Origin of the sequence: Alteromonas sp. RW2A1, from assembly GCF_001886475.1 — a bacterium.
In the GTDB taxonomy this organism is placed as follows: Bacteria; Pseudomonadota; Gammaproteobacteria; order Enterobacterales; family Alteromonadaceae; genus Alteromonas; species Alteromonas hispanica.
The window spans coordinates 107,819-124,410 of sequence record NZ_CP018031.1 but is presented as its reverse complement, the minus strand read 5'-3'; the positions used below and the strand labels follow the sequence as shown (position 1 = coordinate 124,410).

Annotated in this window: 15 protein-coding genes and 1 pseudogene; 9 read left to right on the top strand and 7 right to left on the bottom strand. The window is 45.9% G+C overall.

All coding sequences use genetic code 11. The features are described 5' to 3' along the window. Nucleotides 1-13: 13 nt before the first annotated feature. Nucleotides 14-2,083: a glycoside hydrolase family 31 protein gene (locus BM528_RS00625; protein WP_071978228.1), complete on the bottom strand. Its 2,070-nt coding sequence runs from the start codon at nt 2,081-2,083 to the stop codon at nt 14-16. 223 nt (nt 2,084-2,306) lie between these two features. On the opposite strand from BM528_RS00625, the gene BM528_RS00620 reads away from it, so the two are divergent. The 6 genes from BM528_RS00620 to BM528_RS00595 all read left to right on the top strand — a co-directional run bounded on the left by BM528_RS00620 (nt 2,307) and on the right by BM528_RS00595 (nt 8,042). After that, nucleotides 2,307-3,056 carry a GntR family transcriptional regulator gene (locus tag BM528_RS00620; protein WP_071978227.1) on the top strand — a complete coding sequence of 250 codons (750 nt, stop codon included), beginning with the start codon at nt 2,307-2,309 and terminating at the stop codon, nt 3,054-3,056. A 216-nt stretch (nt 3,057-3,272) separates the two neighbouring features. Then, the gene (locus tag BM528_RS00615) at nt 3,273-4,226 is read left to right on the top strand and encodes an aldo/keto reductase (protein ID WP_083595147.1); all 954 of its coding nucleotides are present in this window, start codon (nt 3,273-3,275) and stop codon (nt 4,224-4,226) included. A gap of 9 nt (nt 4,227-4,235) precedes the next feature. Next, the gene (locus BM528_RS00610) at nt 4,236-5,243 is read left to right on the top strand and encodes a TauD/TfdA family dioxygenase (protein WP_083595145.1); all 1,008 of its coding nucleotides are present in this window, start codon (nt 4,236-4,238) and stop codon (nt 5,241-5,243) included. 5 nt (nt 5,244-5,248) lie between these two features. Further along, nucleotides 5,249-6,253: a YeiH family protein gene (locus BM528_RS00605; RefSeq protein ID WP_071978225.1), complete on the top strand. Its 1,005-nt coding sequence runs from the start codon at nt 5,249-5,251 to the stop codon at nt 6,251-6,253. Between the two features lie 108 nt (nt 6,254-6,361). Next, complete coding sequence (locus BM528_RS00600; protein ID WP_442855905.1) at nt 6,362-7,630, top strand: sulfite oxidase; 1,269 nt, start codon at nt 6,362-6,364, stop codon at nt 7,628-7,630. A 49-nt stretch (nt 7,631-7,679) separates the two neighbouring features. Further along, nucleotides 7,680-8,042, top strand: coding sequence for a hypothetical protein (locus BM528_RS00595; RefSeq protein ID WP_071978223.1), 363 nt, complete (start codon nt 7,680-7,682; stop codon nt 8,040-8,042). A 40-nt stretch (nt 8,043-8,082) separates the two neighbouring features. On the opposite strand, the pseudogene BM528_RS18995 reads toward BM528_RS00595, so the two are convergent. From BM528_RS18995 to BM528_RS00575, 4 genes and pseudogenes are all read right to left on the bottom strand, one after another. After that, nucleotides 8,083-8,301, bottom strand: a pseudogene (locus BM528_RS18995) (type II toxin-antitoxin system RelE/ParE family toxin); the annotation flags it as partial. A gap of 73 nt (nt 8,302-8,374) precedes the next feature. Then, complete coding sequence (locus BM528_RS00585; protein ID WP_071981078.1) at nt 8,375-8,623, bottom strand: type II toxin-antitoxin system Phd/YefM family antitoxin; 249 nt, start codon at nt 8,621-8,623, stop codon at nt 8,375-8,377. Between the two features lie 78 nt (nt 8,624-8,701). After that, nucleotides 8,702-9,352: a response regulator gene (locus tag BM528_RS00580; protein WP_071978222.1), complete on the bottom strand. Its 651-nt coding sequence runs from the start codon at nt 9,350-9,352 to the stop codon at nt 8,702-8,704. Between the two features lie 21 nt (nt 9,353-9,373). Beyond that, nucleotides 9,374-10,519 carry an ATP-binding protein gene (locus BM528_RS00575; RefSeq protein ID WP_071978221.1) on the bottom strand — a complete coding sequence of 382 codons (1,146 nt, stop codon included), beginning with the start codon at nt 10,517-10,519 and terminating at the stop codon, nt 9,374-9,376. 271 nt (nt 10,520-10,790) lie between these two features. On the opposite strand from BM528_RS00575, the gene BM528_RS00570 reads away from it, so the two are divergent. After that, nucleotides 10,791-11,522 (top strand): hypothetical protein, encoded by a 732-nt coding sequence (locus BM528_RS00570; RefSeq protein WP_071978220.1) that lies wholly within the window; start codon nt 10,791-10,793, stop codon nt 11,520-11,522. Nucleotides 11,523-11,537: 15 nt separating this feature from the next. Here BM528_RS00570 and BM528_RS00565 read toward each other — a convergent pair whose 3' ends face one another. Together BM528_RS00565 and BM528_RS00560 are read right to left on the bottom strand one after the other, a co-directional pair. Beyond that, complete coding sequence (locus BM528_RS00565) at nt 11,538-12,647, bottom strand: PepSY-associated TM helix domain-containing protein (protein ID WP_071978219.1); 1,110 nt, start codon at nt 12,645-12,647, stop codon at nt 11,538-11,540. Between the two features lie 61 nt (nt 12,648-12,708). Then, nucleotides 12,709-14,793, bottom strand: a complete 2,085-nt coding sequence (locus BM528_RS00560; RefSeq protein WP_232230621.1) for a TonB-dependent siderophore receptor — start codon at nt 14,791-14,793, stop codon at nt 12,709-12,711. A gap of 341 nt (nt 14,794-15,134) precedes the next feature. Here BM528_RS00560 and BM528_RS00555 point away from each other — a divergent pair, with 341 nt between their 5' ends. Both BM528_RS00555 and BM528_RS00550 read left to right on the top strand, forming a co-directional pair. Continuing rightward, nucleotides 15,135-15,383, top strand: coding sequence for a helix-turn-helix transcriptional regulator (locus BM528_RS00555; protein ID WP_071978217.1), 249 nt, complete (start codon nt 15,135-15,137; stop codon nt 15,381-15,383). Then, nucleotides 15,373-16,584 carry a type II toxin-antitoxin system HipA family toxin gene (locus tag BM528_RS00550; protein ID WP_071978216.1) on the top strand — a complete coding sequence of 404 codons (1,212 nt, stop codon included), beginning with the start codon at nt 15,373-15,375 and terminating at the stop codon, nt 16,582-16,584. Before BM528_RS00555 ends, BM528_RS00550 begins: the two co-directional genes overlap by 11 nt. Nucleotides 16,585-16,592 lie beyond the last annotated feature (8 nt).

Here is a 16,592-nt window from a genome sequence, read left to right as displayed (position 1 = left end):
TACTCCTCGCCAGCTATTGTGCAGGCCATAAGGTTACATTCGACATATCCATGTCGGTATGCTGAACATCAGGCCCTAATTCAATGCGACTGCCTTTTTTCGCAAATACTGCAATGTCGTTCAACGCCAGTGTTTCTTCTCTATAGACGCCGCCGCTTACCACTTCTTCGCTTGCGAAACGCACCCATTCTCCTTTCGGCAGGTAATATTTCAACTTCCCACCCGGCACCACGCATGGGACAACGAGCAAGTCATCACCACACATAAATTGCTGTTCGAAACTGTGAGATAGCGGTTCATCTGGAAACGCGAGTACCATGGCACGTTGCAGCGGTAGCCCTGTTTCTGTTGCCTGTTTCGCCACTTTTTGTAGATAAGGGATAAGTTGATACCTTAGCTTTATTGCCTCGAATACGGCAGCTGAGGCTGCCTCGCCATAAGACCACGGTTCGCGAGGGCCTATACCGTGAAGCCGCATATGAGCGCTGAATACAGACGCTTGGGTCCAACGCACATACAGCTCTGCATCTCGTGTATCTTTATAAAAGCCGCCAATATCGGTTGCAAAGAAAGGACCACCAGACAGTCCCCAAGACAAACTACCACGGATACTGGCCGCTAAACCTTGCCAATCGGCCTGCGGGTCTCCTCCCCACTGTGACGGATAACGCTGACTGCCTGTCCACGCAGAACGGCTAAATAAAAATGGGCCTGTTTTGCAGTATTTTTCGGCTGCCTCATATACACAGCGGTTATAGAGCATGCTATAAACATTGTGCAGGCGATTTCCGGAGTCACCGCTGTACGAGAGCATATTGTCATCTTCTAACTGCTCACCAAAGTCGGCTTTTATCATATCTATGCCTAAATCGAAGAGAGGCTTATGCGACTCCCTCCAAAATTCGTAGGCTTCTGGGTGGGTAAAATCGAGAATACCCGAATCTGGCAGTGGGGTGAGCACTTCACCAAACGGGCTTAGGTCCCATTCGTAGCGATAGGCTTTGCCTGTGCGCTTGTCTTTAATTAACCAACCTTTTTCAGCGGCCTTTTTAAACAAAGGGTTCTTCACTGAAATCATGGGGTATTCCCATACACAAATTTTAAACCCTAACGCCTTTAACTCATCAATAACGGGTTTCGGATCGGCATAGCGTGACGGGTCCCACTCAAATGCAAAGCGCGTATCTGTGTCTTGCCACGCTCTGCCGTCGAGAGTAATCACGTCGCAGGGCATTTCCTTTTCACGAACCTCTCGCGCTACCGCTAAAAGCTCTTCTGCGTCTTTGTAATACGCCTTTGAAAGAATGACGCCCAAGCTCCAAGTTGGTGGTGTTGGTGCGAAGCCGGTAAGCTGACTGTAGGTGTGAATGCTGTTTGCTGGAGTATCTTCATGATAGAGAAACATATCTAGCAGCGAGTCTTCGACTAAACATACATAAGCGCGCTGAGACCAAAGCGCATAACCTACTCCGTGAGTGACAGGCGATGTAGTATGTACAAATAAGTTCCAGCCATCGGGACTCCACGCATAAGGCGTATTCTTGTAAGATTTTTCCGCATTAACACCCAACGCATCGTGATTGTATGACCGAATTAATTGACCTCGCTTATCTAGCTTCGCCCACTTTTCGCCCAGCCCATATACGGCCTCATCATATCCGAGTTCTAAGCTAATCAACCAGCCAGCATCTGTTTTTGCAAAAGGCGGTAAGCGATGCTGGCGAACAAAGTGTCCATCTGTTGCACTTTGCTGCACCAAGGTTTCGCCCTTATAAAGCTTGAAATGCAGAGGTGAAGCGCATAACTCCAAGCGATACTGGCCACCAGTCACACAGTATTTATCATTATCACCAGAGAGTGTCAGTGATTCATTTTTTGGTGTGGCAGTGAGCATGCCGTAGGCCGCTTGATTATCATCAGCACTTTGAATTCTTAACCCATAATTACTTATGGACATTCTAAGTTCGCCTAGCTGAGTAGGTACAATGAGAATTTCGTCACTCTCAAGGTGTGGTGGTTGGACAATTTCTGCCGGGTCAATGGCGTTCCAATCTGGCTCAATTACACTAAAAGCGTTACTCATTTCATCACTACTCTACATGTCTTGTATAAGACATAAGTTAATGAAATGTAACTATGGTGTCAATCAGCATTTTCTCTTTATAACGAAACGTAAACTAACAGGCAAAACCCTCAAAGGGAAATCAATTGAACTGATGCCGAGCAAGCAATCTTCTCAATAAAAGTACGCTATACATCTTGTGTGTGATATAACAAAAGAAAAATAGTCATTAGGTTTCGGATTTATGTCTTCCTCTCAATTTGACCATAAGCTCGGCGGGCCTAGCCTTGCCTTTCAGCCTCTTTATCAGCAAGTTGGCGAATATATTAAGCAGCTCATTGTTGAACGCAGATGGCAGCCTGGCGAAATGCTTCCTAGTGAATTTAAACTGGCCGACGAATTTAATGTAAGCCAGGGAACGGTGCGAAAAGCGCTCACACTACTCACAGACACCAAAATAGTCACAAGGCGACAAGGCGTAGGTACGTTTGTTTCGGAACACACAGCGCAAGACGCTCTATTTCGCTTTTTTCCTCTTCAAGCTGATGGCAAAGGAGCCGACCTTCCAAAGGCAGAACTGTTAAGTAAAGAACGTATTTCACCTACCAATGCCGTTCAGCAGGCCCTTTCTATTACTGCTAAAGACAAGGTAATTAAATTAAAGCGCAGACGTATACTCGATAACGAATTCTGTATGCTGGAAACCATCTATTTACCAGCCAAGATGTTTACCGGCATAAACAACCGCGAAGACATTCCGCACACGCTGTATCACTTTTATCAAACCGACTATAACTTAACGGTGTTTAAAACCCGCGACAGCATAAAGGCTATTTTAGCGTCTAAAGAAGATGCTGAGTGCTTACACGTAGAGGAGGGCACACCGCTTTTGCTTGTCACGCGAATAACAGAGTCGATAGAAGGTAAATTAATAGAATACCGCGAGAGTAAATGTCGTACCGACCATTATCATTATCAGGTGGAACTAGATTAGCCTTAGAATGATTTAGTATCCACTTTCTCTACCAAAATTGACTTTCCAATTTATAAAGCTCCTCTTACCAGCCCTAAAACCTACCTTACCCCATTAACTTTGTTAACAGATTGTTGACTTAACCCTACCTGTATAATAACTTATGTCTTATACAAGACCAATGTTTGAATTAAGCATACTAGCGACATTATTTAATAATGAAGGGTGAATAACGCGATGGATAAAATACCAGAGGTAGGGTTTGGCTTTTGGAAAGTAGACACTGCCATATGTGCAGACACTACCTACGAGGCTATCAAAGCAGGATATCGTCACTTAGATTGCGCTACAGATTACGGCAATGAGAAAGAAGTTGGTGAGGGAATAGCGCGCGCCATTTCTGAAGGTATCTGTAAACGGGAAGAGTTGTGGATCACGTCGAAACTGTGGAACACCTTTCATGCGCCAGAACACGTATCACTTGCGCTAGATAAAACACTGAGTGATTTACAGCTCGACTATCTAGATTTATATCTTATCCATTTCCCGATAGCTCAGAAGTTTGTTCCCATTGAAACTCGCTATCCTCCAGAGTGGTTTTACGACCCAGAAGCCTCAGAACCAAAAATGGAATTAGCGCCTATCCCGCTATACAAAACTTGGGCTGCAATGGAAGAGTTGGTTGATGAAGGCAAAGTAAAACAGATTGGTGTGTGTAATTACAACACCGGCCTCATTCACGACCTAATGAGCTACGCACGCGTGAAACCTTCCATGCTGCAAATAGAATCTCACCCCTACCTTACACAAGAAAGGTTAATAAGACTGGCAAAAGATTATGGGCTAGCGGTCACAGCCTTCTCTCCTCTTGGTGCCCTCTCTTACCTAGAACTAGAAATGGCAGATAAGACAGAGTCTGTGCTAGAGCAAAGCGTAGTGATAGCAGCTGCACAGGCCCATAATAAAACCCCCGCTCAAATAGTGCTGCGTTGGGGTATTCAACGCGGTAACGCCATTATCCCTAAAACGTCAAAAGTTGAGCGTATGAAAGAGAATATTGCTCTTTTCGACTTCAACCTAACCGATGAAGAAATGCAGGCTATATCTGCGCTAAATATGAACCGACGCTTTAATGATCCTGGACACTTCTGCGAAGCAGCCTTTAACCGTTTCCACCCTATTTACGACTAGGAGCTAAAAATGAAAAGCGTTAATGAGACCTCCAGTGTTGAGTATGCCAACATAGCAACCCAGCACACATACAACGGTGAAGAATTTCCGGCTATTGTTGTAAATAGCACTGGATGCAAAACAGTTGCAGATACCGTAGAGTTTGTAAGGGCTAATCAGGCTGAACTAGAGGCTAAGTTGGCCGATACTGGTTCCCTATTGTTTCGCGGCTTTCCACTCGATTCGGCAGAGGCCTTCGACGTTTTTTCGGCCGGCTTTGGCTATCCTAATTTTACTTATCAAGAATCGTTATCTAACGCAGTAAGAATTAACTTTACCGAACGGGTTTTCACCGCCAACGAGGCGCCTAAAGACATAGAAATATTTCTACACCATGAAATGGCGCAAACACCAATTTCACCTAGTAAGGTATTCTTCTTTTGTCAGTCTGCTGCTGACGAAGGTGGAGCGACTCCGCTATGCCGCTCTGATAAGTTGTTTGAAGCATTGAAAGCCGAAGACCCAAGTCTTGCTAACGACTTTAAAGAGAAAGGTCTGAAATATACCACTGCAATGCCGGCCGCAGACGATGCCAATTCAGGCCAAGGCAGAAGCTGGAAAAGCACACTAAGTGTTGAAACAGTGGAAGAGGCAGAGACCAAGCTGAGTGAATTGGGTTATTCATGGGAGTGGCTCGACGATGGTAGTTTAAAGGCTATAACGCCTGTTTTACCAGCTGTTGTTGAGCTTGGCGACGGCGCGGAAGTTTTCTATAACCAGCTTATCGCTGCTTATAAAGGCTGGAAGGGCGTAAAAGAAAACCCATCTTCAGCTATTACCTTTGGTGATGGTACACCTATACCTAAAGAGGGTTTAGAGCGTATCTCAGAGCTAGCGGAAACCTTTACCTTCGACCTTGAGTGGCAAGATGGTGATGTGGCTATTGTCGATAATTACCGAACAATGCACGGCCGCCGTCCTTACGGGGGCGACAGAAAGCGTGTAGTGCTAGTAGCACTCGTGGCTTCTGATCGGTAATTAACATGAATGACATAGCAGTTAAGTGTAAAAATATTTGGCCGGGCTTAGGCATTGCTACCATTACCGGAATGGCAGCGCTTTTTCTCAGTGAACATTACAACGCACCTGCTATGTTATTTGCTCTACTGCTTGGTATGGCAGTGTCATTTTTGTATCAAGAAGACGCTCCCTGTGCTTGCGGTATCGATTTTACCGCAAGCACATTACTGCGAGCGGGAGTGGTCCTTCTAGGCCTACGGGTTGCACTTGGCGATTTAGTAGTGCTGGGTTGGCAAACAGCATTCATGCTGACTGGCGCTATATTTACCACCATAGTGCTGGGCGTTTTTCTTGCTAAAGCCTTTGGTTTGCAAAAGCGCTTTGGCGCACTTACTGGTGGTTCGGTAGCCATTTGCGGGGCATCGGCCGCACTGGCTATTTCAACAATTCTGCCCAAAGGGGAGAACCACGAACGAGACACCCTGCTAACTGTTATTGGCGTTACTGCCATGTCGACTATCGCGATGATTGTATATCCCATCATTGCTGCACAAGTAAACATGAACAATGTAGAAGCAGGAATATTTTTAGGTGGAACCATTCACGATGTAGCACAGGTGGTGGGCGCAGGGTATTCAGTTTCGGAAGAAGCTGGAGATATGGCCACATTGACCAAACTTGTGCGCGTGGCCATGCTCATGCCCGTGGTGCTTATTATGATGCTGATTATAAAACGTTTTTACACAGCAAATCAGCAGTTAGACGAAGGCGACGTGCCTAAAGTCCCGCTGTTTTTAGTGGGCTTTATTACCATGATGCTACTCAATAGCTTTGTTACGTTACCCGACTACATTGTTGAAACAGGGGCCCAAGTATCGCGTTTCTTTTTAGTTGTGTCGATCACCGCTATTGGTATGAAGTCTAACTTGGGTAAGCTTGCCGAAGTAGGCGCTTTACCCATAATGATGATATTAGCCGAAACCATTTGGATAGCGTTACTCATTTTGGGCTACTTGTACTTTCTATAATTCGCCTGTGTAGATAGGCAGTAGCGCAGCGATACAAACCAAACAAAACGTCTGTAATTTTAAAAGGTAAAAGCAGTGAAAAAACGCGGCCTTCATGAACTTTACGCCATCAATGCTGAAAAAGCAGACCACACCGTATTTGGCAGAACCAGTAACCCACTGAGCCGTCGAGGCTTTTTATCTGGGTTAAAAACGCTGTCGGTACTGCTTGGCGCCGAAGTGGTTTACGGTCAGTTCATGCCGGCAGGGCTTATTCCCGCTGCTTTCGCACAATCGGACACCCCTTTTAAAATAGAAGGTAAAGACGGGCTAGTGGTTCTAAACGACCGTCCAGTAAATGCGGAAACGCCCGCGCATCTGCTTGATGACAAGGTTACACCGGCAAACCGTCTTTTCGTGCGTAACAACGGTATTGTGCCAACCGCGCCAAACCCAGATACCTGGACACTCACCATAGAAGGTGAATCCGCTAAACAATCAATAACATTCACCCTCAATGAGTTAAAACAACGCTTTAAACATTACACCTACCAACTCACGTTAGAGTGCGGCGGTAACGGCAGGGCTGAGTTTTCTCCAGCTGCCACGGGGAATCAGTGGACCACCGGCGCAGTAGGCTGCCCAAAATGGACGGGCGTTCGGCTAAAAGACGTATTGCAAGCCGTGGGCGTAAAAGATGACGCCGTATATATTGGTTACTATGGCAACGATCAGCATTTAAGCAGAACGCCCGGCAAAGCCGCAATTTCGCGAGGCGTTCCTATTAGTAAAGCCATGGAAGATGAGTCGCTTATTGCGTGGGAAATGAACGGAGAGCCGTTACCCGTTATGAATGGTTTTCCGTTACGCTTGGTGTTTGGTGGCTGGCCTGCTTCCACAAGCGGCAAGTGGCTAAGCAAAATTGTTATTCGAAACCAAGTACACGATGGCGCAAAAATGCTAGGTAAAGCCTACCGTGTTCCGTGCGAGCCTGTGGCACCAGGAGTCAGCGTTCCCGACGACGAAATGTGTATTATTGAAGCTATGCCTGTAAAGTCGCTTATCACCTACCCTAAGTCGGGCGTAGAACAAAAGCTCTCAAAACCTTTGACGGTAAGGGGGCACGCGTGGTGCGGTTCAACAAACGTAAAAGAGATGTTTACCTCTATCGACTTTGGCCAAACTTGGCAACGAGCCGAGCTATCTCGTCCAGTAAACAGACATGCTTGGCAACATTTCACCTCTAATATTTCATTCCCTCAAAAAGGCTACTATGAAATATGGGCAAAAGCGGTAGATGAAACAGGTAAAGCCCAACCCATGGTGCTACCTGGTTGGAATCCAAAAGGTTATTTGAACAATGCATGCCATCGCATTGCTGTAAAAGTGGTAGCGTAAAGATGAATGATGTAGAAGATACAAATCTACCAATCATAGGAGCTCTGCTATGTCTTTAGCGTTACGTACAATTTGTATTGCGCTTTGCGTAACCGGGCTTACCGTCATTTTTGCAAGTAGATCAGCGGTAGCCGAACCTGCAACAGATCCTCAGTCGGGTTTAGTAATAGCTGAAGGCTCGAACCTAGTTTTAGCTCACTGTAGCGCATGCCATTCAACCTCGCTTATTACGCAAAACGCCATGAGTAAAAAGCGTTGGTTAGAAACTATCAGGTGGATGCAAGACACACAAAAATTGTGGCCATTAGGTGACGCAGAGCCGGTTATTTTAGATTACTTAGCGAAGTGGTACGGCCCTAAAGAATCAGCGCGACGTCCGCCGCTTGCCCCTCACCTTATGCCGGAAAAGTAACTCACCTTGAGAGTAAGTCAACGTATCGACAGACCTGTTTTTAATCTAATTGACCTGGAACATCCATAGTCTTGTGAAGGACACGAATTATCGAGATTGTATCAATCTCATTGGTATAGATGACCAAGTGACTCCTATACAAGCCAATTCTCACTGGCGGTACATAATTTTTTTGTAGGCGATATTTATCGGGAAAATTACACAAGCTTTTTATGAAACTACCTAGTTCATCCAAGTATTCGTCTGCACACTCTATTCCCCAATTTTCTGCGCCATAAAGTCAGATTTCAATCAAATCTGTCCTTGCTGCATTAGTTTGTATTATTTTCAAGCTACTTACCTAATAGCTCTCTGCCACTTTGCTTAATATATTCAATATCCAGCTCTCCAGCCGAACCACTGCTAATCCCCTCATTTACAGCAGCTTGCATCGCCTTTTTCTTGAGTAAAGCATAATCGTTTGCTGACAATAAAACGCCCTGCTCTTTTCCATTTCGCGTTATAGAGATGGGACTAGCCTGAGCTCCAAGTAGTAGCTCACCAAAATTATTCTTTGCTTCTGTCGCCGAAACTGACTTCATACGAAAACCACTCATTGCCCTTAATTATTTTAGCTATTTTAGCTATTTTAGCTAAAATACGCGATAGCGCAATTAGCACTAACCAATAATACCCAGCTCTACCGCGCGAAGTACGGCGCGGGTACGATCGCGCGCACCTAACTTTGCTAAAATAGTCGACACCTGGTTTTTTACTGTGCCTTCCGATTTATAAAGCGCTGCCGCTATTTCTCGATTGCTGCAGCCAGAGGCCATTAAGCGCAGAATTTCTTTCTCTTTGCTGGAAAGAGGCTCTACCTGTTCGGGCTCTTCCGTTTCAGTGTTTAGCCCTTGCAGGCTATTAATCAGCGTAGTGGTAATGGCAGGCTGAATAAGCGACTCGCCGGCATTCACGGCCTCTATCCCTTCTACAAGAGTTTCTAGCGATACGTCTTTTAGCAAATACCCTTTTGCGCCAGCGCGCAAGGCGCCCATTAGGTTTTCATGATCGTCAAAGGTGGTAAGCATAATGGTTGGAATAAGCGCATTGGCTTGTTTAAGCGCATTAAGTAACTCTATGCCTGTCATGCGCGGCATGCGAATATCCAACAGCATAACATCAGCGCAGCCGGGGTTGTTTTGTAACCACTTCATGGCCTCGAGCCCGTCGTTAGCTTGGCCCACCACTTCTACTTTGTCAGAAAGACTAAGCAAGCTACACAATCCCTGTCGTAACAATTGTTGGTCGTCTACCACTAATACCTTAATCATTTCGCCTCCGGCAGCTTATAATCATTGCGCCTCCGGCAGTATTAGCAAGGTATGAAAACCTCCATCGCTGTTGATAAACGTTGCACTGCCATTTAACTCACTAATGCGTTCTTGAATACCTTTGAGACCATTTCCCTGAATAACATTATTAGTATTAGCGCTAGCGCCATTGTCCTTAATATCTATGCATAATTGGGCGGCTTTTTTATAAATGCTAATCACCAGCTCGTCGGCTTTACTGTGGCGCATAGTGTTAGTAAGACTTTCTTGAATACAGCGCAGCAAATTAGTGGCCTGAAGCAGCGTTAAATTGCTGATATCAGTTTGGCAATCAACCTCTACCCGAATCTTATTTTTTAAAGGCTCGGTAAGCGCATCAAGGGCTTGCAGTAAATTAAGCTGCCCAAATTCACGCATGTCTGATACCGCCTCGCGAACGTCTGCAAGCAGCAGCTTGGCAATGCTTAAGCACTGGTCGATAGTTGGGCGCTGATCGGGAGACGCCGTGCGAGATGCCACCTGCAAATGCAGCGACAGCCCTGTTAAATGATGACCCACTAAATCGTGAATATCGCGAGCAATGCGGGTGCGCTCGTCTTTTCGGCTAGCTTGCTGCATCAAATCTTGTAACGCCCGTAGCTCTCTATTCGCCTCTTCCGCTCGTTCGGTTTGTCGTTCCGCGTTTTTTCGGCTTTCCATCATAACCAAGGCAAACAAATTGAATGTCCAAAAAAGCAGTGCGTTTATCCACAAACTGCTATTAGCCTGCCATACCCAGCTATACACCAGCCACGGTACAGCTGACCAAATTGGCGACAGCAAAAGTGCCCGTTTAAACGGCATAAAATAAGGTAGTAGCGCAGACCAAATTACCAGCAAAATAGCGTTGAAGGTCATTGGGCTTAAAGCAAAAAGTACTAACACAAGCGCGTATTCAATGCCCACTAATACGCTGCGAATTACTTCACTTTTCCCAACAGGATTGTCTTGAGTAACCAGTAAAAAGCCAAAGCTGAACAGAACAAAGCACAACATAATCGCAACGATGTTTGTTGTGTTAATCCTTTCGGAACCAATAAGTAACCAAGCATTGGTTGCTGCAACAACCAAGATAGTTATGAGCGCTCCACTTTGTTCGGGAGCAATACGTAATTGAGATAGTTTCATAAGGCTCAGTATTGGTTAATTACGCGTTTTTTGGAATAGGCCAAAAGTCATTTTTCACATCGTGACTTTCGCCACTGATGATCCCGTTTCCTTCTAGATACACTTCTCAATACACCGCCCTCGCTTATTGAGACAGTCACTTTTAAACGAGCACTTATTAGGACAGTCACTTGTAAACGGCGAATTTTACTAGGGCGTTATCGAGACACCACTTATCAAGACAGGCACTTTTACAGGCTGTGATTTTTACCAGAACAATTGGAGATTTTAGATGAGCTATTCATACCAAGCTATTTTATATAGCCACATACTAGCCGGCGCTATTGCTCTGGTGCTTTTTTGGGTACCGGTTACCGCTCGTAAAGGCGCGTTTAACCACAAAAAGTTTGGCGCGCATTATCGCCGCGCAATGCTGTGGACCATTGCCAGCGGCGCAGTGCTGGCTGGCGTGTGGCTATTTATACCCGTTGCCGTTAACCCTAATTTGGTCGATAACCCAGCTGGCGTGGCAAACTTGCAGCGCTTTGCCATCTTTTTACTGCATTTGGCGGTGCAAATGTACGCGTCTGTAATGATGGGACAGTGGGCGCTTGATGCTAAACAAAGCCGCCGTTCGCTTCGCTGTTTTAGCCGTACTGCACCAGCGGTACTACTAACCGCTACAAGCCTATATATCGGAGTTATCGGCATTATGAATCAGCATATTCTCATGCTCATTTTTGCTCCGCTAGGGCTTTCTATTAGTATTGGTCAGCTTCGCTTTATTTTTGCCAAGCAAGTAGCGCCCAAAGCTTGGTTGGTAGAGCATCTTGGCGGCTATATCGGGTCTGGCATTGCCGCGTATACTGCGTTTGCAGCATTTGGCGGGCGCACCTTATTTAGCGATATTGGCGCATGGCAGTATGCTTTCTGGATTTTGCCAGGGCTAATAGGTGGCATAGCGATTAGCCGCCTATCACGGCAGTACAGAACAAGCACTGCAGAAAATACGCGGCAAGCGTGATCTCATTTAGCGGCGCTAGCTTTTCACAGGCGAATGGGCAACAACCCTACGCCGAGGCTTTTTAGGCGATTTTCTGAACAGGTAAAAATACAGTCCTGTCAGCGCAAGCAAAACTGGGCTTAAACCCAACACACACCACAGTATTTTGCTAGGTAACCCTGCAAAGTACCCAAAGTGCAATTTTCTAAACATATCAACAAATACCGCCCAGCCTGATTCCTCTCTTACATCAAATGTGGCCAATACCTCACCTGAGTCGCGGTTATAGGTAACCACCGAGGAATATTCGCTTGAAAGGTACGGCTTGTTAGGCACTTCGCCAAACACATTAATGTGTGCTTCAGGCTCGTAGGGAAATGTAAGATAAGTGGGCCGGTGACCTTCAATAGCCTTAGACGACCCATAAACCAGCTGCTGAAAATCGAGATTTGGGCTGTAAATGGCCTCGGTAACATAGGCGTGTTCGTCGCCATGTTCTAAGGTTTCGTGTATCACTTCAGAGGCATTCCAATAGCCCCCGGTAAACGCCAAAATAAGCAGCACCGGTGAAGATAATATGCCTATTAGCTTATGCACATCGCTAAAAAAGATGCGCCTAGCCGCATGCAAGCGCAGAGTGAATAGCTTAGTCCAAAACTTGCGATGCAATATTATGCCTGTCACGCTAAGCACTAGCAGCATAAGAGAAAACACAAACCCGAAGGATGTGCCTATCACGCCCAGCAAAAAGGTGTAATGCAGCGACAGTAACCAGTCGGTAATATCATGAGTAACAGGCACAGGGGTAGATAACAGCGTGGCCGAATACTGGTCGACATACAGCTTGTACCATTCGCCCTCAGACTTACTAATAAGGTACGCCGCATCGCTGCGCTGCTTGTTATCAAATAGCTCCCAACTTCCTAATATAAAGTCGGGATGGGTGGCTTCTACTTTATTAATTAACTGATTTAAGTTTTCACGAGGCCGGCCTTCTGCTGCCTGCACACTCATGTGCGAGGGCATTAACCACGTATCAATTTCAGGTTTAAATACCAGTATGCTACCGGTAATCGAAATAACAAAAAGCGGCACCATTGCGATGAGTGCCGTTATAGAGTGCCACTTAAACAGAGTTTTGCGCATGTTTACCTTCCATCTTTAGCCCATGTGCCCCAAACGAGGCACACGGTAAACCGTTATGCCGTTACAGCGACCAGGTTGCGCTTAACATATAGCTTGCAGGCGCACCGTAAAAACCTTGGGCCCAGTACAAGCTATTAATGTATTTTTCATCTGTTACGTTGTTGGCGTTTAAGGCTACCGAGAAGTTATCAGACACACGATATCTGGCCATTAAATCGATAATGGCATAGGCATCTTGGCGCGTAACAATGGTGTCGCCTGCGTTTGCGAACCCTTCACCCACAACGCCCTGTACTCGCGACGTGTCGTCTTGCCAGCGCGCATTCACACCTACAGACAGTTTGTCGAAACTTGCAGGCGTGTAGGTTGCAGCAAACTTAAGCAGTCGCTCTGGCGTGTAGTCGGCCACCAGCTCGTTACCATCAATGGTGAAATCGGTATAACCAATGCTGGTTTGTAGGCCTGGTAGTAGCTCACCGGCCACTTCAAATTCATAACCGCTAGACTCTATACCTGTAGCGCCAATAAAACGCTGTTCGCCTGGCGGTAGGTCGGCCGTTGCTGGGTCGGGTATGGCTAAGTTCTCTTGCACAATGTCGAAGTAAGCTACTGTGGCAATAAGGCGGTCTTCAAAAAACTCGCTTTTAAAGCCCACTTCTTTACTCTCGCCCACAATAGGTGCCAGGGTGTTGTTGTTTATGTCTAGCTCGGTTTGAGACAAGAAGGTTTCTGTGTAGCTGGCATAGGCAGAAATGGAATCGTTTAGCGCATACACCACGCCAACATAAGGGATAAATTCGCTGTCTTCAGCGTCTTGTGCAACATCGTAAGACAAGCCGCTGGTATCCCATCTGTTCTGGCGGCCGCCCGCGGTAACGTGCAAGTCATCCGTTAAGCTAAAGCGCGTAGTGAAATACACTGCCGACTGCTCGGTATCAACATCGGCGCCCGTTAGCCCATCTACAAGGGTAGGAATGGGTGCATTGCCATCCCACGTTTCAAGCGGCGGCATTGCAGGGAAGCCATTGCCCGTTGTGAAATCGTACAACGACATATCTTCAAAGGTCATAGAGGCATGGTTTACCCCTACTACAAACTCGTGCGAGCGGCCAAAAAGATTAAAATCACCGGTTAGGTATACGTCAATTAAATCGGTTTCTTCATCGTGATCATATTCGCTGGCATAACCGGTGAGGCCAAGACCTGTTTCGCGATTTGGCGTGCCAAATACATAAAATAGTTCAGAGTCTTCATCGGTCACTTTACGAGAGTAAGTAGCACGCATGTACCAGTTATTGGCAAACACATGATCTAGCTCTACCAAGGTATTGTGCTTTTCAACATCCCAATACGACCAATCGGCTGAGGTGCTGGTAGACACATCAAAATTGGTGGCTGTACCGTCGGAATAAAACAGCGGGTTAGCCCCCCAGTTATTACCGTCGGCGTTGTTGGTGTGATACGAGTGACTTACCGAGAACGTGGTGCTATCTGAAATATTGTACTCTGCGAACAAATAAGCCACTTGGCGCTCTTGCTCGTAACGGTCGAGATAAGACTCTTGCGACTGAGACACCGCCACGCCGCGAATACCAAAATCTTCATTTACGCGATACGTACCGTCTACTTCAATACGGCGATTGTCCCAGCTGCCCACTAAGCCTTGTACGGTTAGGCCGTTTTGCATGCCTGGGCGCTTGCGAATAAAGTTAACCGTAGCAGAGGGGTTGCCCACGCCGGTCATTAACCCATTTGCACCGCGAATAATTTCAATGCGTTCGTAAATGGCCGAGTCTTCATCGCCGTGGTTATTGCCTCGAATAAGCGGCAGACCAATACCATCAATTTGGAAATTGTTAATGTCGAAACCACGTGCACTGTAATAGGTACGGCTAGTCTCTACTCGTTGCACGTTAACGCCGGTGGCGGTATCGAGCACATCGTTAATGCCATTTAGCTGATAGTCGTCGAACTGCGCACTGGTAATAACCGATACCGACTGAGGAATGTCTTTAATGGGCAAGTTAATACGCGACGCACCACTGGCCTTGTGCGCGCCATACCCTTCAATGTAAGAGCCTCTTACTTCAATATTTTCTATTTCAGAGCTATCGATATCAGAGCCATTCATTTCAGTGCTGTTCATTTCAGAGCCGCTCACTTCAGAGCTGTCTGCTTCAGCACTTGTATTTGCGGTTGCGGAATAACTCATTGCAGAAGCAATTGCCAAGGTAAGGATTGACCATTTCATAAGTACACACTTTTTGTTGTTCGGTTATTTATGGTCGCAAGATTTTACACATCGCCACACTAATGTAAATAGCAATAGTTATCATTTGCATATCTTTTAAGATTAGGAGAGCGAGGTTAGTAAATGATTAGCGCAGAAATAAATCTCCTTCCCAATCAATTTTATGTATCTATATATGTACATAATTGTGTAAAAGTGCTATTTGTTCATATATAGATACATTTATGGTGCAGATAATGAGCAGAGAATCTATCGGTAATCAGTTAAAGGCAGAACGAAAACGTCACCGGATGAGCCAAGACGACGTTGCCAACAAACTCAAAACAGCACGCCCCCGGATTTCGCAAATTGAGAATGGCCGTTATCAAGGGTCATTACAATTGCTTGAGCGTTACTTAACTCTGATGGGGTTAGAGTTAACAGCCACCCCTATTAAGCGTCGGCCGACATTAGATGAACTGGAGTCTATTTACGATGACGACTGATTCAATTCTCGCAAGCCTGCCTGAAAGGGTTCGACAGATGAAGGTTCATGTGGCCGGGCAAACTTCTGGTACTTTAAATCGGACAGCTCAGTTTAACTATACGTATACCAATGAGAATTTTCCGGTATCCCTAACGATGCCATATCAAGTTGAGCCGTATACGCGGGGTGCACTGCATCCAATATTCACGCAGAATCTGCCTGAGGGTTACTTGCGCCGGTATATTTCTGAAAAGCTTATCCGCTACGCTAATGTTGATGATATGTATTTGTTGGCGCTCATGGGCGACAAAGGCATAGGCCACTTATCCTATAATGCGGGGATTGCGTTGTCAGAGCCTGAGCCCATCGCCATTAACGACATACTGCACTGGTCTGGCAAGGGAAGTTTATTTCCACAACTGTTAGATCGTTACTACCTAAATGGTATGGCGTCCGGCGTTCAGCCTAAGGTGGTGGTATCCCGCTCAACTCTCTTACAAAAAGACCTTATTGTTAAAACCTATGATGATGAATTCCCGCTGCTGACAGTGAACGAGTTCGTGTGCATGAAATGCGCTGAATATTGTGGCCTTGAAACTCCTAAAGTATGGCTATCCGATGATTTACAGCACTACGTGGTAGAACGTTTCGACGTCGATAATGACGGAAATAAAATGGGTATCGAGGACTACGCCACGCTCATGGGGCGCACGGGCGACCAAAAGTACTTGGGCAGCTATGAGAATATAATGAGGGCCACACTGCGCAATACGCACTCTCCTGAAGAGGCGGACAAGATGTTCGCGCTAATAGCCTTTAATTGCTTGATTGGAAACGGAGACGCGCACCTTAAAAATTTCTCACTGCAATACGACATAAACCAGTCAAATGTAAAACTCAGCCCAGTGTATGACGTTACTCATACGCTCATATATCCAACCATTGATAACGCAATGGCACTGAAAATGCGCAAGAGCAAAGCTTTCCCTACGAGGCGGGATTTAATCGAGTTTGCCTTTAATGCAGGGGTATCTCGCTCTTTTGCTGCAGATAAGGTTGATAACATAGCCCAGGGTATTCTCGAATGCCTTGCATCAATGAATGAGGTTTCTCTTATGGAAGGATTAAAGGAGTCGATAGAAAAGCATGTAAGTGACACTATGGCTAAGCAGCAGGTATATAGTGTCTATCGACATGATAAGAAGAAAAAGTATGAATAAACTATAAT